The sequence below is a fragment of the Rhodohalobacter sp. 614A genome (genome assembly GCF_021462415.1).
In the GTDB taxonomy this organism is placed as follows: Bacteria; Bacteroidota; Rhodothermia; order Balneolales; family Balneolaceae; genus Rhodohalobacter.
This window is the reverse complement of record NZ_JAKEDS010000002.1, coordinates 253720-280195: the sequence shown is the minus strand read 5'-3', so window position 1 is coordinate 280195 and position 26476 is coordinate 253720. Positions and strand designations below refer to the sequence as shown.

At 40.5% G+C, this 26476-nt stretch carries 22 protein-coding genes; all 22 read right to left on the bottom strand.

The annotated features are described in order from the left end of the window. Positions 1-20 precede the first annotated feature (20 nt). The 22 genes from L0B18_RS09995 to L0B18_RS09890 all read right to left on the bottom strand — a co-directional run bounded on the left by L0B18_RS09995 (position 21) and on the right by L0B18_RS09890 (position 26199). Entirely contained in the window at positions 21-1190 is a 1170-nt protein-coding gene (locus L0B18_RS09995; protein WP_234571624.1) for a glycosyltransferase family 4 protein, read from the bottom strand. Further along, positions 1187-2632, bottom strand: coding sequence for a lipopolysaccharide biosynthesis protein (locus tag L0B18_RS09990; protein WP_234571623.1), 1446 nt, complete (start codon positions 2630-2632; stop codon positions 1187-1189). Before L0B18_RS09990 ends, L0B18_RS09995 begins: the two co-directional genes overlap by 4 nt. 2 nt (positions 2633-2634) lie before the next feature. Next, positions 2635-3411: an FkbM family methyltransferase gene (locus tag L0B18_RS09985; RefSeq protein ID WP_234571622.1), complete on the bottom strand. Its 777-nt coding sequence runs from the start codon at positions 3409-3411 to the stop codon at positions 2635-2637. A 239-nt stretch (positions 3412-3650) separates the two neighbouring features. Continuing rightward, on the bottom strand, positions 3651-4169 hold the full coding sequence (locus L0B18_RS09980) for a UpxY family transcription antiterminator (protein ID WP_234571621.1): 519 nt from the start codon (positions 4167-4169) through the stop codon (positions 3651-3653). Between the two features lie 400 nt (positions 4170-4569). Further along, positions 4570-4923, bottom strand: coding sequence for a hypothetical protein (locus tag L0B18_RS09975; protein WP_234571620.1), 354 nt, complete (start codon positions 4921-4923; stop codon positions 4570-4572). Between the two features lie 255 nt (positions 4924-5178). After that, a complete protein-coding gene (locus tag L0B18_RS09970) occupies positions 5179-6282 on the bottom strand; it encodes a DegT/DnrJ/EryC1/StrS family aminotransferase (protein WP_234571619.1) in 1104 nt (367 codons plus the stop codon). Between the two features lie 47 nt (positions 6283-6329). Beyond that, positions 6330-6713 (bottom strand): four helix bundle protein, encoded by a 384-nt coding sequence (locus tag L0B18_RS09965; protein ID WP_234571618.1) that lies wholly within the window; start codon positions 6711-6713, stop codon positions 6330-6332. 155 nt (positions 6714-6868) lie between these two features. Further along, positions 6869-7555: an acyltransferase gene (locus tag L0B18_RS09960; protein ID WP_304622018.1), complete on the bottom strand. Its 687-nt coding sequence runs from the start codon at positions 7553-7555 to the stop codon at positions 6869-6871. A gap of 123 nt (positions 7556-7678) precedes the next feature. Continuing rightward, positions 7679-8650, bottom strand: a complete 972-nt coding sequence (locus L0B18_RS09955) for a Gfo/Idh/MocA family oxidoreductase (RefSeq protein ID WP_234571617.1) — start codon at positions 8648-8650, stop codon at positions 7679-7681. A gap of 163 nt (positions 8651-8813) precedes the next feature. Then, positions 8814-9350: a hypothetical protein gene (locus tag L0B18_RS09950; protein WP_234571616.1), complete on the bottom strand. Its 537-nt coding sequence runs from the start codon at positions 9348-9350 to the stop codon at positions 8814-8816. Between the two features lie 67 nt (positions 9351-9417). Next, a complete protein-coding gene (locus L0B18_RS09945) occupies positions 9418-11817 on the bottom strand; it encodes a GumC family protein (protein WP_234571615.1) in 2400 nt (799 codons plus the stop codon). 375 nt (positions 11818-12192) lie between these two features. Further along, positions 12193-13992: an ABC transporter ATP-binding protein gene (locus tag L0B18_RS09940; protein ID WP_234571614.1), complete on the bottom strand. Its 1800-nt coding sequence runs from the start codon at positions 13990-13992 to the stop codon at positions 12193-12195. A 161-nt stretch (positions 13993-14153) separates the two neighbouring features. Then, positions 14154-15290: a GDP-mannose 4,6-dehydratase gene (gmd, locus tag L0B18_RS09935; RefSeq protein ID WP_234571613.1), complete on the bottom strand. Its 1137-nt coding sequence runs from the start codon at positions 15288-15290 to the stop codon at positions 14154-14156. A 204-nt stretch (positions 15291-15494) separates the two neighbouring features. Beyond that, positions 15495-18074, bottom strand: coding sequence for an SLBB domain-containing protein (locus L0B18_RS09930; protein WP_234571612.1), 2580 nt, complete (start codon positions 18072-18074; stop codon positions 15495-15497). A gap of 63 nt (positions 18075-18137) precedes the next feature. Then, the gene (locus L0B18_RS09925; RefSeq protein ID WP_234571611.1) at positions 18138-18872 is read right to left on the bottom strand and encodes a sugar transferase; all 735 of its coding nucleotides are present in this window, start codon (positions 18870-18872) and stop codon (positions 18138-18140) included. Positions 18873-19129: 257 nt separating this feature from the next. Continuing rightward, complete coding sequence (locus tag L0B18_RS09920) at positions 19130-20083, bottom strand: GDP-L-fucose synthase family protein (protein WP_370647582.1); 954 nt, start codon at positions 20081-20083, stop codon at positions 19130-19132. Next, positions 20067-20846 carry a WecB/TagA/CpsF family glycosyltransferase gene (locus L0B18_RS09915; RefSeq protein ID WP_234571609.1) on the bottom strand — a complete coding sequence of 260 codons (780 nt, stop codon included), beginning with the start codon at positions 20844-20846 and terminating at the stop codon, positions 20067-20069. Before L0B18_RS09915 ends, L0B18_RS09920 begins: the two co-directional genes overlap by 17 nt. Beyond that, positions 20843-22066, bottom strand: coding sequence for a glycosyltransferase family 4 protein (locus tag L0B18_RS09910; protein ID WP_234571608.1), 1224 nt, complete (start codon positions 22064-22066; stop codon positions 20843-20845). The genes L0B18_RS09915 and L0B18_RS09910 overlap by 4 nt, the downstream gene beginning before the upstream one ends. After that, positions 22063-23460: an O-antigen ligase family protein gene (locus tag L0B18_RS09905; RefSeq protein ID WP_234571607.1), complete on the bottom strand. Its 1398-nt coding sequence runs from the start codon at positions 23458-23460 to the stop codon at positions 22063-22065. Before L0B18_RS09905 ends, L0B18_RS09910 begins: the two co-directional genes overlap by 4 nt. Further along, on the bottom strand, positions 23457-24500 hold the full coding sequence (locus tag L0B18_RS09900; RefSeq protein ID WP_234571606.1) for a glycosyltransferase: 1044 nt from the start codon (positions 24498-24500) through the stop codon (positions 23457-23459). Before L0B18_RS09900 ends, L0B18_RS09905 begins: the two co-directional genes overlap by 4 nt. Before the next feature lie 5 nt (positions 24501-24505). After that, entirely contained in the window at positions 24506-25411 is a 906-nt protein-coding gene (locus L0B18_RS09895; protein WP_234571605.1) for a glycosyltransferase, read from the bottom strand. A gap of 164 nt (positions 25412-25575) precedes the next feature. Continuing rightward, positions 25576-26199, bottom strand: a complete 624-nt coding sequence (locus L0B18_RS09890) for a class I SAM-dependent methyltransferase (protein ID WP_234571604.1) — start codon at positions 26197-26199, stop codon at positions 25576-25578. Between the last annotated feature and the right edge of the window lie 277 nt (positions 26200-26476).

The window sequence follows — 26476 nt, the reverse complement described above, 5'->3', positions numbered from 1 at the left end:
ATAAAATCACTTATTGGCTATCATGTTATTAATGATTGATAGAGTTCATCATATTCTTTTATAATAATCTCAAGGCTAAATCGATTTTTAACTACATTTACTGCATTTTTTCCCATTTCTTCTGCTAATTTCTCGTCATCCTTAACTTTTAAAATTTCCTCTACAAAATCGTTCGGATCATTAGAGTCAATAATTACCCCCGAATTATTCTTAAGTATAAAGTCTGTAATCCCTTCAATTTTTTTGCAGATTATGGGGAGACCTGAACTCATCGCCTCAATAATCACAGTTCCAAATCCCTCTCTTTCTGAAGTAAAGACAAAGAGATCTGACATTCTAAGGTATGAGACGGGATCCGTATATCCAGTGAATGTAACATTTTGGTCGATGTTATTTTTTTTAAAATCATTTAAAATATAATTCATTAAATCTCTTTTTTTCCTTCTTGAGTAATCACCAACAAAAAACCAATGATAATTAAAGTCAGAAGGTAAAGATTTAACAATATCTTTTAGCAATAAATAGCCTTTCCTCTTAGATACACCAGCAGTAGTAATTATTACAAATGTATCACTATTGATATTATAATTTCCTTTGTTGATACTTCGCTGATATTTAGATATCGGTTTGAAGCGATCTATATCGACAGAGTTCGAAATAAGTGAGATTTTTTCTTTATCTAAACCTTTCTTTAATAAATCTTGATATAATCTCAATGAAATCGCGTTTATCTGATCAGCTGTTTTTAAACAATAGTCACTGATTTTCCGATAAATCCACCACTTGTTTTTTGCATCTATAGTATCACTCCCTAATAAAGTCACCTCAAATAGTATAGGTGCATTCCAAAAAATTTTATTATACCAATACACATAAATACCAAGCCAAGTTACAGAAAAACAATGAATTAAATCGGGTTCCTCTATTTTCCTCAATTGGTTAAAAATACTCAAAGGTGTTATAAAGAAAATGAAGAAATACTTAACGAGCAGAAAGACAATATGATCTTTTTTATAACCACTTAGCCCCTTGATAACTACTGTTTGTAAATCAGTTTCAACTTTACTTGTTTCTGTAATTAAGGAGACATTATACTTATCTGATAAGTTCTTAGCTGTTCGCAATGCTCTTATACCAGCTCCACTAAAAGTCGGTGGTAGTATTGATGAAACTATATAAACTCGACTCAATTTCTCTTCTCCAATACAATCTCTTTTATCAAACTTAATTTATCTGTTCTAAATATTATACCATTAAGAACAAATAAAACAATGCATATTGAAAAAAGTAAAACTAATGTATAAATGTCCTTTAATTGTAAATCAAGTAAAAACCCTTTTAGATATAAAACTATTAATAATGTTAATATTGAGATACATATTATATCTGCAATATCTTTGAATTGTTCACTTAGGGGATATTCAATAAAATGACCTACAGAAAAAGCATAGATAATTGTATTTATATATCTTACCACAACTATAAGATATAACAGTACATATATATCAAACCAAACTCCTATGAAAAGAGCTAACATAAAATTAAAAACTTGAATCACTTCAAGTTTTAAAAAAACATCAGTTCTATTCAAAACTTTGAGCAAATTTTGATGTATAAGAGTAACATTGTAAATCATACCTCCAATAGCAATAATCTGTAATATTGGGATTGCATCTCTCCATTGTTCTCCCAAAAGAAAAGGAATTAATGGGTCAGCAGTTATAATTAGAATTGTCATGAGCGGTACTGTGAATAGACAACTAATTATAACTATTTTCTTATATGTCTCTTTAAGCTTATTTTTATCGTCTCTTATCTTTGCAAGTGCTGGATATGTAACCTTCTGTATGGCACTAATTATATTTACAGAAATGAGTCTTTTAATTTTCTGTGATTGAGTGTAAAGTCCTAAAATTGATGCAGAATAAACCTTACCTATAACAGCTTTATAAATATCTGAATTTATACTTGTCAGTATTTTCGAAACGGATAGGTTGAATCCAAACCCAATAAGTTTCTTTAGAGAATTTTTATCGAATCCAAAACTGACTCTAAAAGAACAAAAAATAAAAAGTAAAACTGCATTAAGAAACTCTAATACCACAAACTTAACAGCCAACGAAATAACCCCAAACCCTTTAAATGCGAGAAGAATCGCTATGAAACCAGACGCTAAATGGGCTGGTATCATCAAGTAAAGTTCTTTTTTAAAATCTAACTTTTGAATAAGAATTGCACTGTAAACAAGACCCCATGATTTAAATAATATTGCCAACCCCATTATTCTTATTAATAGTGTCAGACGAGAATCTCCATAAAATTCACTTACTGAAGGAGCTGATAAATACAATAGACTATATAAAAAGAAACCAAGAACTACATTTATTGTGAATGCTGTCTCAAGATCATCTCTTATTAACTCTTTCTCTCGTATTATCGCTTGATTTATTCCTCCATCTATGATTGTCGAGGAGACAGAGAATAAAATCATTATCATCCCAACCAACCCAAAATCCTCAGGCGTTAACAACCTTGCTAGAACTATAAAGACCGCAAGCTGAATAGTATGAAGGCCAACCTTTTCAAGTCCTACCCAAAACAGGCCATTAAGAGTTTTCTTTCTAAGACTCAATATTATCTAACCAATCTGTCCATAAGTTGACAGCCAATATTATTTCCAAAATCCTGAATTTTATACCCCGATTCCTCTAGTTTTGTTAACACCTCTAGTCTAATATTCACATCCGTTGGGAACTTACTTTCAAAATAAATCACATCTGGAGAATAAGTACGCAAATCTAAACTTTGCATAAGAGACCAATCTAATCCTTCGGTATCAATTACTAAAACATTTGGCTCAAAATACACGTCAAATAAATCATCAAGTTTTTTTGTTTCTACTTCTTGCTGAACAACTGCATTCTCTGGATTTTCTATATTAACTTCATTTAAATAATCAATAAACAAAGATTTATCAGTACTCGCTTTCCTTGCCATTTTCACTTGTTCAGATTTTTTTAATTTTGATCGAAATTCTTCTGATAGTGAATAAAATCCAATATTATCTTCCTTATTTGGCACAACAGCAACATTTAGAAAAATTATATCCTTCTCTTTTAGATAGGAGTAATTTTCTTTCAAGATTTCATAGCAAACAGGATCTGCTTCTATTAGTAAGGCTTTACATTTAAAATCAATAATCAATTCCCGAACAGGGTCACTTCTAAGCCCATCATTAGCTCCAATCTGAATAATTCTAATAGGGTCTTTAATACCAACTATTGCGTTTCTCAAAAATAATTTTTCTTCGCTTTTACTTTTAAACTTATCAGTAAATATTCGATACGAATCAAAAACTTTTGGATTTTTTAATAGTAGTTCAAAGACAGATTTTTTGATTTTATTTATCATTTTATCATAGAAGTTGTCATATATTTTCCAACTAAATGTCTCATTTTATACAGCTTCGCCTCACTAAGTCCCATTCCGAAACTAAAATGTGCTTTACTGGCACAGATAGACATTTTATATTTTTCCAGTGATCACATTATGAGATTCTGATTTCCATCAGAATGACTGTTGCTGTGATTACACATGAAGGTTTTCCCTGACGGTTGGGGGCCGGAATGACGCCATTCTATTTGTTGCTATCAAACCAGCTCCAGTATTGCTGCCGAAACGGTGAAGGTCATGGCACAGTTCAGGGAGTCCAGGCGCAGGGAGGCGCGGTTTCCTTTTATGGTTACAACTACACCATTCACATTTTGGAAAGATCCACCTGTGATTTCTACACGATCACCCTTATTCAGCGGTTCCAGCCTAATATCTTCACAGTCGGTTTCACCAAGAACTTTTTTCATTGCCTCCATTTCCCGTTCCCGGATAATGGCCGGTTTCCCCTTGAAACAGACCGTCCTAAATACCGAAGGGTCTTGTAACAGGTGTAACCACTCCGGTTCCGTCACATTCGCAAAAATGTATCCCGGAACGAGTGGTTTTACTACCGTTTTCCAACGGTCACTCCAGCGAATCCGCTCTTCTTTCAGGGGGCAGTAAATTTTAAACTGCTCTTCAAGGCGGGCTGCCGCTTTCTTTTCGTGACGGGGTTTAATGTAAAAGGCAAACCACTCCCGTATGTTGGAAGGGCTGCCGGTAGAACGTTGGATCATTTTAAAAATATTTCCCGTAATGGCTCATACCGTGGCGTTTTCCGGGTTTATGCATTTAAGGCTAATGGTAATGATTCTTTTCTTCATAAGATTTATTCAACCCGAAAATGTTACAGTTGCAATCTTGGTGAATGGTTATCCTTAACATTTTTTTCACCTCCGAAGATACAGGTTGGGGAACTTTTTTCAAGAAAAAATTAATAATTGTTAATAATTTTTTATGCCAGCTACTTTGGAGTCTGTGTGTGTATGCATAGGCTCATTTGTAATCAATAATTCGTCCGGTCGAGCTTGCCCGGAACCTGTAGATTAAGCTTGTACATCGAGACTTCTCGACTCCGCTTTGCTGCACTCGAAGTAACGAAGCTGAACCCGCAACCCGCAACTCATAACCTGCAACTCACAAAAACCACAAATTTTTCCTCCCGAATGACGGAAGGGTGAGGCTTTCAAACCACGGGAACATCTCTGCCACCATTTCCGGGTATTTTACAGTCACGGGTATGGATTGCTGGCTCACAGATTTCCAGTAGAGCCGGCTAAACTGGTACACCTGCCTGATCAGTTTTTCCCGCTCTTTAAAACTTTTCAGCAACTCCTCATCCGAACACCAGGTCCGGATTCTCACCGGGAAGGGGAAGCCTCTATTAACTTTTGAGTTCTGAAAGTACCGTATATTATTACACAGCAGAAAATCATTATGCCCTCTCTTAAACCAGGTACCGCTCAGCGGCAGCCTGTCAGGATGGTTCATATTTAACAGATGGCACTTCAAGGAGGACGTTCTAAATCTATGGGGGTATCCTTCGTCACTAATTTTAAAATACTCTACGCTAAAGCAAACTTTCAGTAGTCATTTCTTTCAATTTTTTACCATCAATCTCCGTACCAACCCTATACCAAGTCCGTACCAACTCCCCAAAATTGCAATTTTGGTACGGTCAAATCAGGTAACAGCTTTATTGTAAAACAATAGATAGAATTAGAACTTGACGAGTACCCTTAGCCACTATTCTTTATTTATTATTTGAATCAACCTTTCAGTGATTTCTTCCTGTTCTTCTTCTTTCAAAAAAGGATGCATCGGCAAGCTCAGCACTTCTTTGGAAGCTTTTTCTGCTTCAGGAAAATCTCCATAAGAGTATCCTAAATGTTTAAAAACCGGCTGCTCATGAAAACATTTCGGGTAATAAATTCCAACAGGAATGCCTGCTTCTTTCATTGCGTTTGCAACCTCATTTCTGATTTCCGAATCTACACGGATGGTATATTGGGCGTAAACATGTGTATTGCCGTTTACAACATCGGGTGTTACACAGATTTCCCTCAGTAAACGACTGTATCTCTCACCGGCTTCATGTCGTTTCTCTACCTCTTCTTCAAAATGCGGCCATTTTGCCAATAACACAGCCGCCTGCATGGTATCGAAACGGCCATTCGTTCCTACATGGGTGTGATGGTGACGTTTAGCGCCGCCGTGCGTGCGAATGGCTTGCATGTTGCTTGCAAGGTTATCATCGTTTGTAAAGAGTGCTCCGCCATCGCCATAGCAGCCAAAAGGTTTGGCCGGGAAGAAAGAAGTACTGCCGATCAATGATACTCCACAGCTTCGCCGGCCGTTTTGTGAAGCACCAAAGCTCTGCGCGCCGTCTTCGATTACGGCAAGATTATGCTTTCTAGCAATATGATGTATCGCTTCCATGTCTGCCATTTGGCCAAACAGGCTTACCGGAATGATTGCTTTCGTTTTTTCAGTAATCGCATCTTCAAGTTTTGATGCATCCAAATTAAACGTTTCGTACTCAATATCTACAAACACGGGGGTTGCTCCCACCAGCATAATCACTTCTGCAGAACTGATCCAGGAAAAGGGAACCGTAATCACTTCATCGCCCGGGCCAATGTCCAATGCCCTGAGAGCAATTTCCAAACTATGTGTACCACTTGATACGGTCATGCAATGTCTTACCCCAACGTACTCAGCCAGTAACTCCTCCAACTCTTTCACTTCCGGTCCCATGATATATTGCCCATGCTCTAAAACCTTTTGGATTCGGGCGTCAATCTCATCTTTATATCTGTTGTACTGAGTTTTGAGGTCTATGAATTCCATTTTTGAGTTAGGAGTTTAGGGGTTTAGGAGTTTAGGGGTTTAGGGGTTTAGAAACGCTTTGCGTCTTTAGTTTGAGAGTTTGTGGATTTATGAAGACCGTTTAGCATTCTGGTAATTTCCTCAAGATCTTCTCTCAAAGTTCTGTATTTATCACTATCCAGCATATTTAGCTTTTCTGCTATAATCAATTGATTCAGAACTTCGATAGCAGTGCTGTATGCAATATTATAAAATCTTGCTTTATCCCTCGGTGTTTTTCTTGAGCTTCCCTCTGCAATGTTAGATGCTATGGATACAGAGGCTCTTCTGATTTGACTTGTTAATCCATACTTTTCGGTATCAGGAAAAGATTCAGTGATCGAATAGATATCTGTAATGAAGTCCGTCGCTTTCTGCCAAACATCTAATTTTTCAAAACTAAATTGCTTCATTTTATTGATTATTTGAAACACTCTGCGTCCGTTACATAAGTTTAAGACGCAATAAAATCTCATCCTCTGAACGCTTTCGTGAAACGAGACCTAAACTCATTAACTTCAAAACTAATAAACACACTCACAAAGTGAGTAAATAAACCTCTAAACTTCTAAACCTTATTTTTAAAATCCTCATACGGTTTTGAACCGCTGGCCAGCTCTTCCGGCAACGGCTCCTCCTCATCCAGATCAAGGCATCGCAACTGTTGTTCCTGTTTATTGTTTACTGATAACTGATACCTGTAACCTGATTCCGGACAAATCATCACTCCCTTTTCATCCGGATCTTTTAAAATATGCCCGTGCCGGCTCATCCACCCTTTCTGTTTGGCAGGATTTCCAACCATCAGTGCATAATCCGGAACATCTTTTGTTACAACAGCACCGGCTCCAATAAAAGCATAGCGACCAATGCTAATTCCACAGACAATCGTTGCATTGGCACCAATTGTGGCGCCGCGCCTGAAGAGTGTTTTTTCATATAGTGAGTGGCGATTTACCTGGCTGCGTGGATTAGTCACATTTGTGAGTACACAACTTGGCCCTAAAAAAACCTCATCTTCAATTTCACAGCCTGTGTAGATCGATACGTTATTTTGAATCTTCACCCGGTTGCCGATTTTCACATCATTCGCAACAAATACGTTCTGACCTAAAACGCAATTTTCGCCGATGGATGCATGTGCAGAGACATGGCAGAAGTGCCAGATTTTCGTTCCTGCACCAATCGTTACAGGATTATCAACACAGGCCGATTCGTGTATTGTAACATCTTCAATCTTTTTTTTGCTGTTCATTGGAGACAATTAACCACCATTTCATTTTTAAAGCAAGGTATGCGAAGCTTCGGAGGTCTTGCTGAACTCTTCCCTGGAATTCATTGCTTACGAAATCTCTGCTGCACAATTTGGAACAATTCGCTACGCTTGTTTAGGCAAAGACAAATGGTTTAAACGCTCCACGCCCGGGTGAACTAAACCGACAGGTTTTTGCGTAACATCTATCGTTCGTAGCTTATGAACCAATTCGACGGAGGGCCGGGCATCTGAAATACCAAATCCACGCCCCATCAGTGTCTCTTCGTATACTTTCGTGTGAAGATTATCAAATCTGCCGCTGAATTCTATTTCCTTGCCATCAACGGTTATGGAACGGAACGTCCGTTTATCCTTATAGTTTGTGGGGACATCCTGTTTTTCCAGAGACAAAAACCATTCTACATCTGCATTGGGTAATTCAAGAAATCCTGCAAGGCGGTTTTTCTCCCGTATGTGAAGTTCAATCGTAGTCGGTTCACCAAAAAGCCACATTAAAAGATCGAAAAAGTGAATCCCGATATTCGTACCAATTCCTCCTGATTTACTTTCCTCTCCTTTCCAGGAATAGTAGTACCACAACCCGCGTGATGTAATATATGTGAGCCGAACCTGATGCCTCTTTTCATTTTTACTTTCCGTGAGTTTCTTTTTTAATGCCAAAATCCCGGGGTGAACTCTCAACTGAAGAATTGTCCAAACCCTCTGTTTATACTCCTCTTCCAGTTCCTGTAAAATGTCGAGGTTCCATGGATTCAGCACCAGGGGTTTTTCACAGATGGCGTCTGCTCCCAGCCGAAGGGCCATTCGGATATGGGCATCATGAAGATGGTTTGGAGTACAAATACTGAGATAATCGATTCCACTATTATGGTCTCTTCGGCGGAGCTTTTCGAGGTGGCGGTCAAATCGTTCTACTTCTGTAAAAAAACTCGCATCAGGGAAATAACTATCAATAATTCCGACTGAATCGTGTGGATCGACAGCAGCCACCAAGTTGTTTCCAGTCTGTTGAATGGCCTTCAGATGTCTTTCCGCTATGTATCCGGCCAAGCCGGTCAATGCAAATTTATTCATTGCGCCCCTCATTCTTCTACACTTAAAATTAAAATAAGAAATATGTTAACTCTCACTTCACGAGATGATGATTTTAAAGCCATCAATGGTATCTGTTCAAAAGCTGCATATCGAATCCTTTAAACAAACAGAAAATGTCGGAACAGAATCATCGTGAACATTGCTACTCGGTTAACCGGTCTACAATGATAATGGTTGTAGCTGTAGTTCCAACAATTGAGGAAACCACTCTTAACCAATCAACAAAAGCAGGTTTCCTTTTTACCTCAACGCTTACAATGTAATCATTGCCTAAATGGTAGTTTCTAAGATCTACCGGGTAAGGATCATTATACATAAACTCGTATGAGGCTACCTCATCGGGCTGGCCATTGCCTTGAGGCCTTGAAATTGAAATTTCCAGCCTTAATTTACTCCAATCCAAATTTTGTCCGGCAATTCTTGATTGTATCGGACCCCGTGCATAAGAAACCAGTTCATGTACTTTGGTATTTCGAGGCACAATATACCGGCCCGGCGAATTTACATCCCCCCATACACTGAGTGTATCCGATAATTGACCGGGTTCCGCGATTCGTACAAACCCCTCAGCCATCCGAAACAAAGATTGAGAAAACTGATTCTGAGCATTCACTTTTTGAGAACAGATCGTTGTAATAAGAAAAAGGAAAAGAATAACTGAGATAGCTTTTCGTAGCATGTGGTTTGGGGTATTTATAAGATTAGTTGAGATTTTGAGAAAATGGAAAAATTTGAACCACTCACTCCTACTTTTCCTGGTACTCTTCGTACCCTCGGTAACTATCGTAGGAATATTGTCCGTAATAGTAGTAATCTGTACTCTCACGATGCTGATAAGCGGTTAAAACAGTCCCGATTACATGGGCATTGACACGTCTAAGATTCTCTACGGTATGGTTTAACTCGTTGGTTTGTGTATCATTAAATCGTGTCACCAGAATTACCCCATCAGCCTTTTTCATCATTGGGGCTGCATCCGTAATTACACCAAATGGTGGTGTATCCACAACTATGTGATCATAATCATCTTTCAAATGATCGATAAGAGACTTAAGCTTCTGACTTTGTATAACAGCTGCCGGATTTGGAATACTTTTTCCTGCCGTTATGATATCCAGACCGGGAGCAACTGTAGGCTTAATGGCAGCTTTTACTGATTTATCATTGTAGAATATTTCTGCAATACCGGGCTCTCTGGCCTCTCCGGTAAACCGGTGAATATTCGGCCTTCTTAAATCCGTGTCAATTAACAGAACTCTCTTTCCGGTTTCAGCAAGAGAGACCGCCAAATTGGTTGAAATCGTTGTTTTCCCCTCGCCTTTTCTTGAGCTGGTCACTAAAATGGTCTGGTACTTCTCATCGGGATCAGCAAAAATGATATTATTATGGAGACGGCGGTATGCTTCCGATATGGGTGAAACCGAATCTATCAAAGTAGACCAGGAGGCAGAGATGGTTCTGTCCTGCACGGTGATATATTCTTTGCCGGAATATTTAGATTTCATATGACTCTTAAAGTCAGGAATCACGGCTAACAATGGATATCCTATCCCACGGATTTTCTCGGTTCCGTCAATATTTTTATTCATTGAATTTATTGTAATAACAAATCCTACACTAAGAATACCCCCTGCCAAAAAACCAATCAAAAGGTAAAGAGTCTTATTGGGAGACCTTGGACTTTGTGGAAGATTTCCGTAATCGATGGGACGGCCCGCTCCGAATTGAGTCTGTTCCCATAATTCCGTTTCAGCATATTGGTTGGAAATCGTGGTAAATAGTTGCTCCTGGATTTGAACTTCTCTTTGCAGTCTGGCAAGCTGTAGCATGTTTTGCGGTAAACCGTCAAAGAACTGGTTTTCCTGAATCATTCTCTGATCGATGGCACGCTCTTGTGCTTCTAATTGAGACTGCTGAATTCGTAACTCGATAAGATTTTTCCTCAGTTCAAGAATCCGGGCGGTAACACCACCATCTTCTTGTTCAAGAAAACCAATGTAAACATCCGAGTCATCGGCATTCAACAGATTATTCGTGATATCCTGGATTTCGCCCCGAACGGTTTGAATTTCGTCCTGAAGACGGACATATTGCGGTTCAGACTCCGGATTACTTCGTAACGCAGGGTTATTTTGAAGCAAAAGGGATCGCTCAGTACGAAGTTCTGCCAACCGGAACTGTGCTCTTTCCAGTTGTCCGCTTATATTTTCAGCAAACTGTTCTGCCAATCCCGGCCTGATCTGTTCAAGCTGTTCCTCGTATGACTGGATTGAAGAGCTTACGGAAACCTTTTGAACCTGAAGCTGTTGCTTTTGTGATTCAAGTTCGGCCATGCGTTCAATTACAGCTTCTGTCTGGCCGTCAACCTGAACGAGGTTGGTACTCTCCATATAGTTGCGCAGGTCTGTTTCAGCATCCGCCAAATTTTGTTGAACTTCCTCTCTTTCTCCTTCCAGAAAAGCAAGTGCATTATTTGCTGCCGATCGTTTTTGGCGGGCAGAAACATCCGAATAGGTTTCCATTGTAATGTCTACCAAATCACGGGCTTCCAACGGAGAGTAACTGCTGAATGAAATTCGAATAACATCCGTATCCTGATCAACACGTTCCAGGTTCATCTTCTGTTGAATTCGGAGAGCCAGCATACTTTGGGACACTTCCGTTGAGTCTTCCGGGTACTCAAACCACAAAATTGGATAGACAGACCCGTCATCCATTCTTTTTTTCTCAATAATTTTCCCCGCTATCTCATCCGCCAAATTCCTCGATTGCAGGACCTGGATTTCATTTGTCAACCTGCTTCCCGTTCCCACTCCGAAAGAAGACTGCATCATACTGGAAAGATCTGTACCTGCCCAGGTATAACGGTTCTGTTCTTGGGCTATTAATAGTGTACCCGTACTTTGATAAACGGGTTGAACCCAATTGGCATAGAGAAAAGCAATCAATATGCATCCAAGAGTGATGCCAATAACCCAAAACTTATATCGCAGTAAATTGGCAAATAAATATTTTAAATCGATTTCGTCACTTTCGTTCTCGAAAAGTTGTTTCTCTCCTTTATAATATTCAGATGAATATGTGTGGTGTCCGTTTTTTGAACCACTTTCGGAAAAATCTGAGTCTTGGCGATTGTCTTTATTCATAGATTAGAAATCTCAGTTGAGAGTACATAGTATATTGAAAAATATAAGTGCGACAAAGTATTAAAACGAGAGTAAGGGGTCAACCTAAGATTAAACTCAAAAGCATTTAAGCTATTACTATTTTACTTTCTCTGCTACTGATTTAGAAGTTCTTACAGAAATATATTCAGCATAAACAGGCAACAAACTCCATTTTTGAGAATAAAAATGTAATTCCTTCCTTCCGGGTAATAGCAGTTATGTATCAATTCATCTTATGATAGATATGAGTTTTTAAATTTAGAAAAAAAGTAATGGAATGAGAAACTTTTTAAGTCAATTGCTATAACTCATCAGGTATTGAATAGCCAGATATTATCATTGAATAATCGTCACTCACGTTTCATCAACCAAACTCATCTTACGAAACTCTTTACTGGTTTGAAGGAGTTCGTCATACGGGCCTGATCCTGCAATTTTTCCGTCTTTCATCATATAGATGGTATCGCAATTTTGGACAGTGGTCAGACGGTGCGCAATCATAATTATGGTTTTGTCACCACGCAGTCTTTCGATGGCGCGGATAAGAACTTTCTCGGTAATGTTATCGAGGGCTGAGGTGGCTTCGTCCATGATTAACACCTGTGGGTTGTTATAAAGAGCCCTTGCAATCCCGATTCGTTGTCGTTGGCCACCAGAGAGACGTATACCCCGTTCCCCCACAATAGTGTCTACTCCTTTATTCAGGGTTTGTACAAACTCAGCAAGCTGGGCAGTTTCAAGAGCCGTCTTGAGCCTCTCTTCATCTACTTCATCATCCGGGATTCCAAAACAAATATTTCGGCGGATGGTATCATCAAGCAGGTAGATGAACTGGGGAATGTAACCGATATTTTTTTGCCAGGCATCGAGGTTTTCAAAAATATCAAGTCCGTCAACTGTGATTTTCCCCTTTTGTGGCTCCAGAAGCCCCAAAATTACGTCGACCAATGTTGTTTTCCCAACCCCTGAAGGCCCCACAAAAGCCACAGCCCTGTTTTTGGGTATGGTCAGATTGATATTTCGAACAGCGGGTTTTCGTTCATTTGGATAGGAAAATTCGAGATCTTCAATGCGTATCTCATTCTTTAAAGCTAATTTTTGATCTTCCCTGATATCCGAAAGTTGATATTTCTGGCTTTCCAGGTAAGTAAGATCATCATACACTGCATCCACTGAATAGAAATTATAGCGGAGCTTATTGATATCATCAATGATGGCAAAAATGGAGGGCCTTATTTTCATCACAGCGGCTCCAAACAGGGCAATCATGGGAACAATCGTTGTCATCTCCCGCCCCTGCAGTACCAACATTACGGCAATAAAAAGAATGCCTGTCAGCGAAATCATTTCAAGGATTTGCCGGGGGAGACTGTTTAAAACAGACCTTTTAAGATCGTAGGCTCTGTGGGTTTTTGCGTGGCTGTCATATTCATTCAGGAAGTACATTTCCCGCTTTAAAACCTTTGCATCTTTGAATCCTTGCAAGCCTTCAAGAATTGCCTTTGTCATTGAGCGCCTGTGGGCCAGTGATTCACTTCCATAGAAAGAGATGCTTTTTTTGGTCAGGCGCAAAAACAGGTATGAAAACCCGCCAAAGAGAAGAATTCCAATTCCGGTAATAAGCGGTTCAACAACAATGAGTCCGCCAATAATGACGATGGTCATAATACCGTTAAGAGAAATCGTGAGCGCGGGCTTGAGCGTACCGTCAATAATCTTATTTATTTCGCTGTTGATATTCCTTAACAGTTCAGAGGAATTCCGGCTGATAAAAAAAGTATATGGAGAGCTCATATATGCTTTAAAAATCCGGTTCTGAAGATAGAGAACCCGGTTCATCATATATTTGCTGTTCAAATAGTTATAGAATACCATGAAAAGATTTTTCAAAAGATAAATCGAGAACAGAACAGCAGCTCCGAAAAGTGCGAGACGATAGGGTGTGGTGATGTGAATCATTTCCAGAAAATCCCCAACAACCGGATAGTTGAAAACCCTCTCAGAATCAATGACCGCGGCGACAAACAGTGGCACTGTACCTACCCCTACCAAAGCCAGCAGGGAAGCGAAAATCATCATCCCAAAAAGGGTAACCAGTTTGAAAAGATCGCCATCCGGCAACAGACGATAAATCCGTGTTATGGAGTTTTTCATGCAGGCTTCATTTCACATTGATTCTGTTCATAATCCGATGCTATTTCGCCACACTAAATATGCTGCTTGTTTGAATGCGATAACGAGATACAACCAAGGAAATTAAAAACATAGTTTTTACTTCTGCAGATCAAAATTACCATCCATTCGCTTTATCAAACCTATTCAGCCTGATTTAAAATAGAGTAACCGTTGGCAAGGAGTGTTTGTTGCTTTTTGAAAAGCTTGAGATCAGATTCAACCATATCATTCACAAGCATCTTAAGGGTATATTTGGGCTGCCATCCCAGTTTTTCTTTTGCTTTTGAGGGATCGCCGATCAAAATATCCACTTCGGTTGGACGGAAGTAACGTGGGTCTACCTTTATTATAACATCGCCCGGCTTGAGACCACTTTCTTTTTTGGTGGGGAAAGATTCATCCAATGTGTCTATAATTCCAACCTCTTCAACACCTTCACCCTCAAAACGAATCTGCATTCCTGCTTTCGCAAAGGCCATTCTGATAAAATCGCGAACAGTTGTTGTCACTCCAGTTGCAATCACAAAATCTTCCGGTTTATCCTGCTGGAGCATCAGCCACATTGCTTCCACATAATCTTTGGCGTGGCCCCAATCGCGCCGGGCATCCATATTCCCGATATAAAGTATATCCTGCAGCCCCAGAGCAATTTTCGCAGCGGCCCTGGTAATTTTCCGCGTCACAAAAGTTTCCCCACGCCGCGGTGATTCATGATTGAACAGAATACCGTTACAGGCGTACATTTTGTAGGCTTCTCGGTAATTCACGGTAATCCAGTATGCGTAAAGTTTTGCAGCCGCATAGGGAGAACGCGGGTAAAATGGTGTTTTCTCGCTTTGGGGAACTTCCTGTACCAACCCGTATAATTCTGATGTGGATGCCTGGTAGATTTTTGTTTTTTGCTCCATCCCAAGCAGACGAACCGCTTCAAGAATTCTAAGCATCCCAAGGCCGTCAGCGTTGGCAGTGTATTCCGGTTTCTCAAAGCTGACTTGCACGTGACTCATTGCAGCAAGATTGTAAATCTCATCCGGTTGGGTTTCCTGAATGATCCGGGTGATATTCATCGAATCGGTCATGTCCCCGTAGTGCAAAAACAGAGATGGATCGTCCGCATGAGGATCTTCATACAAATGGTCAATTCTCTCTGTATTAAATAAACTTGCCCTCCTTTTGATACCGTGAACGGTATAACCTTTTTCCAGAAGAAGTTCGGCAAGATAAGATCCGTCCTGTCCTGTTATTCCGGTAATGAGTGCGGTTTTATTACGGCTCATAAATGTTTCCTAATCCGATGGTTGGCATTCACTCCGTTCAGAAGCCTTTTCTTTTAGATGATTAACGACAGAATAAAAGTAAAGAAATCCGAAATGTTCGACAAGAAGTGAAAATAGTAATGAGTTACTTCTGCCGTTTTGCTTCATTCTCAAATATCAAAAAAAGGAGACTCTCAAAAGCCTCCTTTAAATGTTGAGTAATTATTAACGAAGCCTGTCAAGCAGGTTGAGGAACAGAATGGTGGTTGTAGCAATACTCGAGGCTAAACCAATTCGCTCTTGGGGCGACATTTCACGTCCTGCCGGTTTTTCCGGAACGATAATAGTGGCTCCGGGCTCTACATCAGGATTACTTCTGATTCTGAGGAAGCGCCGGACCCGATCAACTTCGCCATTGGCATAAACAATATATGCCCTGTGGCGCTGGCCACGATCTGTTGTTCCGCCGGCATTGTCGATGTATCCCTGTAATCCGCGGCCCGGAACATAACGCATCGTGACCGGCTGAAGAACACCGCCTTCTACCCGAACGGTTTGTAAATTACGCGGAATTCGAATGATATCCCCTTCCTGTAAACGAATATCGTCTATGCTACTCGGATCATCCAATGCATCGTCTAAACGGATACCCACAGGGGTATATGTAGTATCATTAACCGTTTCAAAACGATCGAGGTTGACATTTTCCAGGTTCAGTGAGTTAAGCGTTTGGGTTCTGCCTTCCGAACCTTCACGATCTATTTCAACCCGGCGGGTTGTGATTTCAAGAATACGGTCCATTGAGGCGCCGGCAGGATAGGCAAAATCAGATAAACCGCCTGCCTGTCTGATCAAATCAGTGAGGCGTGCATCTCTTCTTTCGAGAACATATTCTCCGGGATATTGAACTTCGCCTTCAATTCTCACGGTCAACTGTTCCTGGTAGTTGGGCTTGGTACGAACAAATACCATATCGTAAGGTTGAAGCTCAAACTCACCATCACTTCCCTGGAAGCTGAAATTTTCGTCTATTTCAAACTCGTAAATATTTGCAATCTGATTGACCTTCACCCTAGTATCACCGTCCACCACACGCCGGGCCACTTCAACCCGATAGGCAGCAGCTTCATCTCTCAGTCCATCAGCGAGGAATACGGCATCTTCCAGAGTCATGCCTTCCAGGTATTCAAACCTGTTGGGATTATTTACGGCCCCGCTTACCCTCACTGTAAGAGTTTCTCTTAAATCGAAACGGGAAGAAATTCTAATAAGGTCATTTCTTCTAAGTGGAATATCGTCGGCGTTACCTTCTATGATATCACGAACGGAGAACGGAATACTTTCCAGCATCAAATCATCCATACTTCGGTAAATTATACCTCTGTCCAGGTACGCGTCTTCCGTAACTCCTTCGGCTTTCTGAATCAAATCCAGTAATGTTAATCCATCTGTAAGTTCATAATCGCCTGGTTTGTAAACCGCACCTTCAATGCTCACACGGTTTTCATATCGATCTACAATGGATCCTATCTCTATTTCGTCACCGTTTCTCAGGACAAAGTCGGATCCATCCGGCCAATTGACGTCTGCAACACTTCGCTGAATATTGGTTTTCCTGTGAATAATAATTCGGTCTTTGTAAGCATCCGCTGAAAAACCGCCTGTAAAATCCATCAAATCACCGAGTGTCTCACCTTCTTCCAACTCAAACAAACCGGGACGTTTTACTTCTCCGGTAAGCTGAATGCGGTTTATATAGGGAGGAATTTTTATCACATCCTGATCACGAAGCCGGATATTGTCTGACTGATCTCCGTATATCATTAAGTCATAGATATCGAATGTATACGCTATACTGTCACCACGAATAATCTGGATTTCCCTCCATGAACCCGACCGATTTGGTCCGCCGGCGGCATAAAGAAGGTTGAATACGGTGGATAATGAAGATACCGTATAAGAACCCGGCTGCCGCACTTCACCGATCATACTTACATTGATGCTTCGAACATCACCCAGTGATACATCTGCAAAAGTATTTCCTTCACTCGGATTTGTCAGGTTCAGTCCTGAATATATTTGTTTCAGGTTTCTTAAAATTTTTGCTTTGGCTTCATCATAACGTAACCCGGAAATTTGAATCGGGCCAATCCGTGGAATCCTGATATTTCCGGATGGATCGATTTCCTCGGAATACCGCTCTTCAGCTGCCCCCCATATTTCAATTTCAACAACATCACCTGCACCAAATACATAATCAACCGGGGTGGGAATGTCTACAGAGGGTTCAAACGATTGGGAAGATCCTGCAAAAATACTCTCCCCGAAAATAGGAAACCCTTCCTCAATAATGAGATCAAGTTGTCTCATCACTTCTTCTTCATTCCGTTGTTCAACCAATCTCCTTAATTCACTTACAAGCAACTCTTGTTCAACGGGGGGCAATTCACTGTACTGTAATTGCATGCCTGCGTCATCACGGCCTTGATTACCTGAACCGTTCTGTCCATCCTGACCTCCCCCAACGGAAGCAGCTACCTGGTTTAACCTGGTAACAAGCAACTGGGCCTGGGCCTGGGGTAAACCTCTGGCGCGTGCTATATTCCCCACTTCCTGAACCGTAAATCCGTTTTCCTGCATTTGCTGATAAAAATTCAGCAACTGGGCATCGGTCAGCGAGCTTACATCAACATTCTGGATATTCCCGATATTGATGTTGCTTGGAATCTGTTGGGCGTTCGATAGTTTTGGAATGAGAAGTAAAAAAGAGGATAGAATTAAGAGTGCTGATAAAACTTTTTTCATGTGTAGGCTATATCGTATTGTAATAAATTCTGGAGGGGTTAACGTCGAACAAATTGAATGGGTTTAATGGGCGTTTGTATCCAAATTGATCATTTTTGTTACTGTTTTCATGATAATATAGAGGTCCATTAAAAAAGTGTTTTTCTGGACATAGATCAGGTCGTAATCCGTTCTCTTTCGCATGTGCTCCACACTGTATGTACCTCCCCTATATCCTTTCACTTGCGAAAAACCGGTAATTCCGGGCTTTACCGCATATCGGTAAAAAAAGTCGTCAAACGTTGAATTCCAAAAAGAGCACTCTTCAACCGGGTATGGCCTTGGGCCTACCAAACTCATGTCTCCCTTTAAAACATTGATGATTTGCGGGAGTTCATCCAAATTTAAAAGTCGGAGTAATCTCCCAAAGGGAAAAATTCTGTCATCTCCTTCTACAGTGATATCCGGCCTTCCATTTGGTGTACGTTTTGTCGAACAACGCATTGTCCGGAATTTATAGCAGGTAAAAATAACTCCATTTTGGCCGGTGCGCTTTTGCTTAAAAAAGATTGGTCCCCTGGAAGAAAGTTTGATTCCAAGTGCAATAAATGGAAATAAAATCAGACAAAAAATAAGTGCTACCGAACCGATCGCAAGATCTACTACTCTCTTTCCTTTATATTGTCTTACTTTAAGGTTCTTATAGGTCGACAGCATATAGCCGTTTTTGAGATAAGAATCAGCATTGTCGTTTCCATTTCTGGACTCTTGCTGAAGTCTTTCTCTTACCGTCTGAACCTCATTGATCGATATATCCATTACAAGTTACTTTTCTCGGCCACGCAATTTTTGTAAACAACAAACTTACCTCGTTTCAAACTTATTTACAATAGGAAAATGCGTTCAGTGAATTAAATGATAACAAATAAATTTAAGAATATTTGCTTCCAATAATGAACTTAATTTTATGAGAAAAACACATTATCAGAATATGGTTTTTTCCATGAAATTATCTATGAAATAATTTTAATATCTTTTAGTCCATTTTAAAAGACTCGTTGATTCCGGGGCTTTATTTAACCGAACCTTACTTCTCTAATCCTTTCGCGGTTTTGTTTAAACCATCTATAAGTTTTCTCAATCCCATCGTCCAGTTCGGTTTTGTAAACCCATCCATCCGCTTCTATTTTCGATACGTCCATTAATTTTCGCGGAGTTCCGTCAGGCTTGCCGGTATCCCAAATAATTTCACCTTTGTGACCTGTTATTTTCTGAATTTTTTGTGCCAGTTTTAAAATGGTTATGTCCTTCCCGGTCCCCACGTTATATAGATGATCGCTCATTTTGTTTCGCAGTGTAAAAAGCACGGCATCGGCAACATCATCTACATATAAAAACTCTCTCATTGGTTGGCCGGATCCCCACAATGTTACAGGTTCATGTCCCTGTTCCGCAGCATCATGAAACTTTCGAATCATCGCAGGCAGCACATGCGAGGTTTTCAGATCAAAATTATCGCCGGGACCATAAAGATTCGTAGGCATCAGCGACACATAATCGCGCCCATGCTCTTTTCGCAACGCCTCGCATAATTTAACCCCTGCAATCTTTGCAATGGCATACCACTGATTGGTTGGCTCGAGTGGTCCCGTAAGCACCGAATCTTCTTTTAATGGCTGGTCAGCATATTTTGGGTAGATACAGGAACTGCCCAGAAAAATCAGTTTCTCAACATCATTTTCATGAGAAGCATGAATCAGGTTGTCTTCAATGATAAGATTGTCGTGCAAAAAAGCATATGGATAAGAATCATTGGCAAGAATGCCGCCAACTTTTGCAGCCGCAATAATCACTGCCTTGGGTTTTTCCCGGCTGATAAATGAATGGACTTCCTCTTGCTTACGAAGATCCAGTTCGCTGCTTGTTCTTACAACAAGGTTTGAAAATCCCTCCTCAGTAAGTTTTCTTAGTACAGCCGAACCCACCATTCCCCGATGGCCGGCCACATAAATTTTATCTGTTTTCTGTATATCCATGTTCTCGTTTTGTCTGAAATGCCTGCTTCATAATTAAGGGCAAAAAAACAGGTGCCTCGATCAGATACCGCCTTGACAACCTTCTGGGTTCCTGGATAAGCCGGTAGAGCCATTCCAATCCCCACTTTTGCATCCATGCAGGTGATCTTTTAATATTTCCGGCAACAACATCAAATGCTGCGCCTACACCTATTGCCACGGATACATTTAACTTATCAAAATGATTGGCAATCCAATAATCCTGTTTGGGGGCGGTTAGGCTTACCCAAAGTACATCTGCATTCGATCTGTTTACCATTTCTATCATTTTCTGATTTTCTTCATCAGAAAATTGAGCCGCAAACGGAGGAGAATATGTTCCCGCAATTTTCAATCCGGGATTTTTCTCCTTTAGTGATGCAGCAAGGCTTTCTGCAACTCCTTCGGCTGCACCTAAAAAAAAGAAGGAATGGTTTCGTTCTGCCGCTACTTTTGCAAACTCCGGCAAAAGATCAAGACCCGTAACCCGACCACGGATCGGTTTTTTTAACACTTTGGAGGCCCACACAACTGGAACGCCGTCAGCGGTTACAACTTCAGCCGTATTGTAAATTTCACGCAATTTCGAATTCTTGCGGGCCCAGAGAATGCAATTTACAGGCGTTACTGAAATCCTCAGTTTCTTCCCGCCCTGGATAGCCTCACTCATCAACTCCATTGTTTCGGAGAGATTGTACCGGCTCACTTCTGTCCCTAATATATTTACCCGGTCGCTCATTTCGCCAAAACCGTTTCTTGTGATCCAGCCAATTGTTGTTCAAGCTGTTCGGCAATTTCGTATACATCCATCAGTTGCCTGTAATTGCTTTCCGGCGTGAAATACTTCACATATTTTTCCCGGGCCTTTTCTCCCATTTTCATCCTCAGCTTTTCATTTTGTTCGAAAAACTGAATTCTTTCATATAGTTCATCTACATTTCCCGGTTCAAAGTGGAGTCCGTTTTCGTTGTGATCTACCAAATCCTGGGGATTCCCGATTTTGGATGTAAGGATTGGACAACCAACGGACATCGCTTCAATCAGGATCATGGGCAACCCTTCATACCATTTTGTTGGAAATAACAGCGCACTGGATTCGGCGAGCTTTTGTAATATCTCTTCATTAGAAACTTCGCCCAGCCACATGATCTGACTGTTATCTTTGGATTTTTTTTCCAGCTTTGATTTCAGAGGTCCATCACCGGCCAAAATCAGTTTTGCTTTAATCTTGTATTTCATCCAGCAATCAATCAGGTCCTGAACTCCCTTTTCATGGCTCATTCTCCCTACATAAATAAATTGATGCTTTTTCTTTGGTTTGGACAGTAACCCCGGATGACTCCCCGCCGGATCTTCCATGAAGTTTGGTTTTACAATAATACGGTCGCCGGGCAGACCGCCTTCAATAAATTTCTGTTTTGAAAATTCTGAAAGTGCAATAAAAGCAGACGGCAGCCTATCCCAGGTCTTGTGTTTTCGATGATACTCAATCATATGAGCCGAAACCGCCGTTTGCAGTATGGAATCCCGGTAAACGCCGTCTGTTACACATTGATACGCACTACCGGAAACACTTCGCGTATCAATATTACCTTGATGGTACATCAATCCGTTGGGATGAATCAGCCGGTAATTGTGCAAAGTTAACACTGAGGGAACACCGGCTTCCCTGGCAGCTTCAAAAATGGATGGGGTTAAAAGCGGAAAAAAATTGTGAACATGCATCACATCCGGTTTGCTCTCGTGCAGTTTCGCTTTCAGCAATTCTTTTGAAGAGCTATTGTAATGCGTGGAAAAAATGAGCTTCAGCTTGCTGAGTGTCGAATTCAGTATTTCATTATTATCAACAATCAACTGATCAACCTCATGATCTCTTCTCAGTAAATCGTACTCCTGATTCAGAACGGTCCACTCTCCGCCGGTAATCTTATATTTATTGTGAACCTGGAGTATTTTCATGAAACCGATGATACTTGTTTTATTTGAACAAATTTTTCAGAAAAATTACCGGCTCTTCCATAGCCAAGAAGCATCCCAATAGCCAGCCAAAAAGGAAATGCGTGATGCGGTCCTTCCAGAACAACATTGAAAAATGCGAGAACATACATCAAAATTAAGAACCCGATCAGCAACAAAAATTTTGAGTAGGCATGACTCCCCCCTCTCTTTTTAATCCGCATGTATTCCGGGATCTTTTTGAGCGGTTGTAATACGGCATACAAAAAAAACGGGAAAATCAGGATTCCAAAACGTGCAAGAATATTCAGATATGAATTGTGTGGCTGTGCGTTTCCATCAAGATCTCTGATCTGGAAATAGGTTAATTCTACCGTGTTATAAAAAATGTTGTTTTGTGAAAACATGACCGGCTGCCCCACCCCGTAGCCAAGCAGAAAGTGTTCATAAAATTTATCCATAACATGCTGCCACGATACAAACCGATAGTTGATATTTCCCTCCTCTAAAGAGGTCTTCAGTTCAAGTATTCTGAAGATATCCACATCAACAACTGTATTGTAGTAGAATAAAAACCCGATGAGCAGAACAAGGCTCAAAAGCCCGTAGGTTACAATCTTCTTTCGGGTGAAATTGCTGCCAATCACAAAAATAAGAAGCAAACCAAGTATTATGCCCAGAAATACGGACCGGTGAAACATGGTAAATACAGCGGGCACCATAACGAGAGCGGCAATTTTGTATTTGACGTCGACCTGCCGGAGCGGCAGGAAAATGGTGAGTACAATCAGCGACGGAAGGATGAAACCTACACCAAACCGGAAGCCTTCAAAAGAAATGATCTTCATGCCGGTCAGTATCATCACCGCTTCGTAGACATACTGTGCACCTTTCAGTACTATAAAAAGTTTCAAAAAGAGAAAGAACAGATCGTAATGATTTTCATTTTTAAAAATGTAGTAAACGATGGGAACCCAAATGGCATACACAAGCATAAAGGAGTCACGAATCGCGTCAATCTGGTTATCCGAAAAGTAGACCACGGCAAACCCAAGCCCTGCCAGCACAATCAGGTAATAAACAAGGAGTACTTTCCTGATTTGAAGAAGCTCTCTCGCATAGGAAACCACCAATCCGAATATTACGATTTCCGTGACGAAGAGCGGTTCAAATCCCACATAGGCAAACTCTCTTTCTCCAAACAACATGTGAAACATGTAGATAAAAAACAGGTACTCCCGCCATTCCAGTTTGGAAAGCGCCACATCTATTTTTTCATACTCAATAATCAGATAGCCTATCACAAACATGCCTACCGAAAGGATAAGATCCTCATAGAGGAAAAATGGCAACAGAAACAGCCATTGTTTAACATGTTTATGAGTGATTGTCATCATCCCTGAACCACTTTTTGTATGATTTGTGATGTCTCCTCTGCAACGTCTCTCCATGTTCTGGGAGCCGGTATTTCAAAAGCACCTGGTGTATGATTCTCAATCACTCTGATCATCTCATCCATATTTTCAACAAATCGAAAATTGGGGTATGAATTCTGAGACCTGGTACCTTCCGTATTTGTAATTGTAAGAAGGCCGTTGTTCAAATATTCAAATATTTTGAGCGAACTGTTATAAAATCCCCACCGAGACCACGGGTACTCGCTGTACAACGCCAACCCGATATCCGATTTGGAGATAATATATTTGACATCATCCCTCGAAAGATTTTTAAAAACAAACAGGTTCTGGAGGGACGTTGGATAAGCACCTTCTTTTAAATCCTCTTTTACGATAAGGATAACGGCCGTATGTTCTTTCTGTGATTCGGCTATTTTTTGAATTCCCGACAAATCCTGCATTTCATTCAAAGAACCCGACCAGACCACAATTTTTGAATATTTCTGCCTGATCCGTACAAACTTTTCTTCCACTTCTTTGCTTACTGCATAATCTGATACGGGAAAAATCTCACCGCCATTTTCCACCACATAAACTTTATCCAGGTTCAAGGCTTCTTTGCAATATTTCTTTAATGATTCGCTGACCGTAATCACTGCATCTGCATGTTTCAGGATATTTCTCATTATACGATCTGCAAGCCGAATATATTTCCCGCTTCGTCCAAACAAATGCAATTCATCCGATGGAGAGTTGATCTCGACAATAATTTTCTTTCTGCCGGCAATTGCGAAAAGCGAAACCAGGTTTCTGAGATTCAGAAAGTAGTCCATTCGTATGTAGATCACATCGCAGCTTGCTAAAATCCGAAAGATTCCTGAAACAGGGTTTTGCAGCTTAGTGGTAAATGGATCGGCTGCTCCATTTATTTTATACAGCTCGTATCCCATCGCATGCAGTTCTTTGGCCAGGTTGTAACCGTGAACAGACGCTCCCCCAGAAACGGGATAAAATGTATAATAAATGAACCCAATCTTCATTCAGATCAATTCAAAGTGTATGACTCCGCATCGCTTCGGATATTCTGGTTAAGATGAGTAAGTCCACGAAAACGACCTGCACCCATCATGGCTTTGCACATCCATGCAACACACCAAACTCTAAAAAGTGAGTTCGGTTTCCCAAGTTTGGAAAGTTTCTGTTTTAACGGTTTGATTTTTGGTGGTGCAAAGGTACGAAATGTCTGCCCCAGAATGTAGAAAATAGATTTTCCCTGCTGCTTGAAAATAATGGGGTGAAGCACACCAACCCGCATTGATTTTTTTAAGATTGACTTTAGCTTACGCGGTTTACAATAAACAACGGCTTTTTCTGAAAACACTATTTTGTGCCCGTTTTGAACGGCGTTTTTTGTCCACCAAATATCCATACCGGACCGAAACTGATCGGGAAACGGTCCAAGTTCATCCAACAGGTTCTTTTTGAAAAACAGGTTTCCGGAAGCTGAACTTTGTTGTTCAAGAACAAATCTACGATTGTCGTTGTAGGTGATGGCATCGAACAGTTCAGCGCTTGTGGGGTTTTCATCAAGATCAAACAGAATCTGGCCGCCGGCTAAGTCAGCATCGTTTTTAAGGAGAGAATTTACCCCTTCTTCAATCCAGTGTTTGTCCGGTACTTTATTCGCATCTGTCAACGCTATTATCGACCCGGTGGCATATTCAAAACCGACATTTCTGGCCGCGTATGGACTTTTAGTTTCCGTTTCGGATAAGACCTTCACTCCATAGGATTTTGCCACCTCTTTTGAGTTATCCGCAGAACCGTTGTCAACAATAAGAACCTCTGTCATCTCCCGGGGATAGGATTGGCTGGCAAGAGCCTCCAGCACTTTCGGCAGCATAGAAGCTGCGTTTAAAACAGGGATTATAACGGTAACGGTTGGATTCAAAATAGCACGATTCTGTTATGATTCCCGAAAGGTAGCATACATCCCGGTAATTTTGAAAGGATGGAATTTGAAACTTCGCCCGGAGACAAATAGCATTTGCACATTTCAGGCTCTGAACAACGTTATTCTAAGCCTCGTCTCATCTCCGATTCCAAATACGATTATTATTTCATTCGCCGGATGGTCACATCGTTATACATGCGGCCATGCAGGGCAAAGTGAACCAATTCATAACCATACTTCAGGCAAAACTCATTGGTTGCTTCAATCACGCCGTACTTTGTCAGATCGGAAGGCCCGAAAAAGATATAATCGTTTAAAGAGATCATGCCCTCCGGTTTTAATTTTGGATGAGCTGCTTCCAGGTCTTTTTTAACGCCTTCATAGCTGTGATCTCCATCAATATAAATCCAGTCAAACGTTTCATCCGGCATGGATTGAAGCCATTTGGAAGAATCTTCCTCATGAGTCGAAACAAAACCGTCACTTATGTACTCTTTGAATCGAACTCTTGCAATTTTGATGGCCTCGGAATCTACATCCACCAAATGAAGTTTTTTGGGTTTGATGGTATCCAGAATTTCCCTGGAGAAATCTCCTTTTAGTATCCCGATTTCAGCACAGGTTCCTCTTGTGTGGATTTCCCGCAGTAATTGATAGCGGTCTTCAACCAGCTTACAATTTTTGATGTGCTCTGTTGGAAGTTTTTCGGCCATGGGCCACATATTACGCCGGGAGCTCTTGGTTGAGAATAGTATTTTAAGTCGTTCTAATATTTTATTAATCATTTAAAAACCGTGTAACAATGATGTGAATCCGAAATCACCAAAACCTTTTTATGGTTTCTGAAGCTACTCCCGAAATCACGTTTAGATATTATACTTTAAATCTACCGATGTATGGTAAATGCATCAACAATCATTTACTCCATTTCTAAAGAGGATAGATAATAGGGTTTCATATCATCAGGAAAAAGTGAAAATTGAGTTAAAAGATTTGTTATAAAAAAAGTTAAGCTTCTGTAAACTGTTCGTAAATGACTAAAACGTATTTTATATTTGATAT

What these genes read in the sequence shown, in the direction of transcription:
- L0B18_RS09930 (WP_234571612.1), bottom strand. Translation starts at nt 18,074, where the DNA reads ATGAAAAAAGTTTTATCAGCACTCTTAATTCTATCCTCTTTTTTACTT.
- L0B18_RS09955 (WP_234571617.1), bottom strand. Translation starts at nt 8,650, where the DNA reads ATGAATAAATTTGCATTGACCGGCTTGGCCGGATACATAGCGGAAAGA.
- L0B18_RS09915 (WP_234571609.1), bottom strand. Translation starts at nt 20,846, where the DNA reads ATGAGCGACCGGGTAAATATATTAGGGACAGAAGTGAGCCGGTACAAT.
- L0B18_RS09985 (WP_234571622.1), bottom strand. Translation starts at nt 3,411, where the DNA reads ATGATAAATAAAATCAAAAAATCTGTCTTTGAACTACTATTAAAAAAT.
- L0B18_RS09925 (WP_234571611.1), bottom strand. Translation starts at nt 18,872, where the DNA reads ATGGATATATCGATCAATGAGGTTCAGACGGTAAGAGAAAGACTTCAG.
- L0B18_RS09965 (WP_234571618.1), bottom strand. Translation starts at nt 6,713, where the DNA reads ATGAAGCAATTTAGTTTTGAAAAATTAGATGTTTGGCAGAAAGCGACG.
- L0B18_RS09905 (WP_234571607.1), bottom strand. Translation starts at nt 23,460, where the DNA reads ATGATGACAATCACTCATAAACATGTTAAACAATGGCTGTTTCTGTTG.
- L0B18_RS09975 (WP_234571620.1), bottom strand. Translation starts at nt 4,923, where the DNA reads ATGAACCATCCTGACAGGCTGCCGCTGAGCGGTACCTGGTTTAAGAGA.
- L0B18_RS09960 (WP_304622018.1), bottom strand. Translation starts at nt 7,555, where the DNA reads ATGAACAGCAAAAAAAAGATTGAAGATGTTACAATACACGAATCGGCC.
- L0B18_RS09970 (WP_234571619.1), bottom strand. Translation starts at nt 6,282, where the DNA reads ATGGAATTCATAGACCTCAAAACTCAGTACAACAGATATAAAGATGAG.
- L0B18_RS09900 (WP_234571606.1), bottom strand. Translation starts at nt 24,500, where the DNA reads ATGAAGATTGGGTTCATTTATTATACATTTTATCCCGTTTCTGGGGGA.
- L0B18_RS09980 (WP_234571621.1), bottom strand. Translation starts at nt 4,169, where the DNA reads ATGATCCAACGTTCTACCGGCAGCCCTTCCAACATACGGGAGTGGTTT.
- L0B18_RS09940 (WP_234571614.1), bottom strand. Translation starts at nt 13,992, where the DNA reads ATGAAAAACTCCATAACACGGATTTATCGTCTGTTGCCGGATGGCGAT.
- L0B18_RS09950 (WP_234571616.1), bottom strand. Translation starts at nt 9,350, where the DNA reads ATGCTACGAAAAGCTATCTCAGTTATTCTTTTCCTTTTTCTTATTACA.
- L0B18_RS09910 (WP_234571608.1), bottom strand. Translation starts at nt 22,066, where the DNA reads ATGAAAATACTCCAGGTTCACAATAAATATAAGATTACCGGCGGAGAG.
- L0B18_RS09945 (WP_234571615.1), bottom strand. Translation starts at nt 11,817, where the DNA reads ATGAATAAAGACAATCGCCAAGACTCAGATTTTTCCGAAAGTGGTTCA.
- L0B18_RS09890 (WP_234571604.1), bottom strand. Translation starts at nt 26,199, where the DNA reads ATGATTAATAAAATATTAGAACGACTTAAAATACTATTCTCAACCAAG.
- gmd (WP_234571613.1), bottom strand. Translation starts at nt 15,290, where the DNA reads ATGAGCCGTAATAAAACCGCACTCATTACCGGAATAACAGGACAGGAC.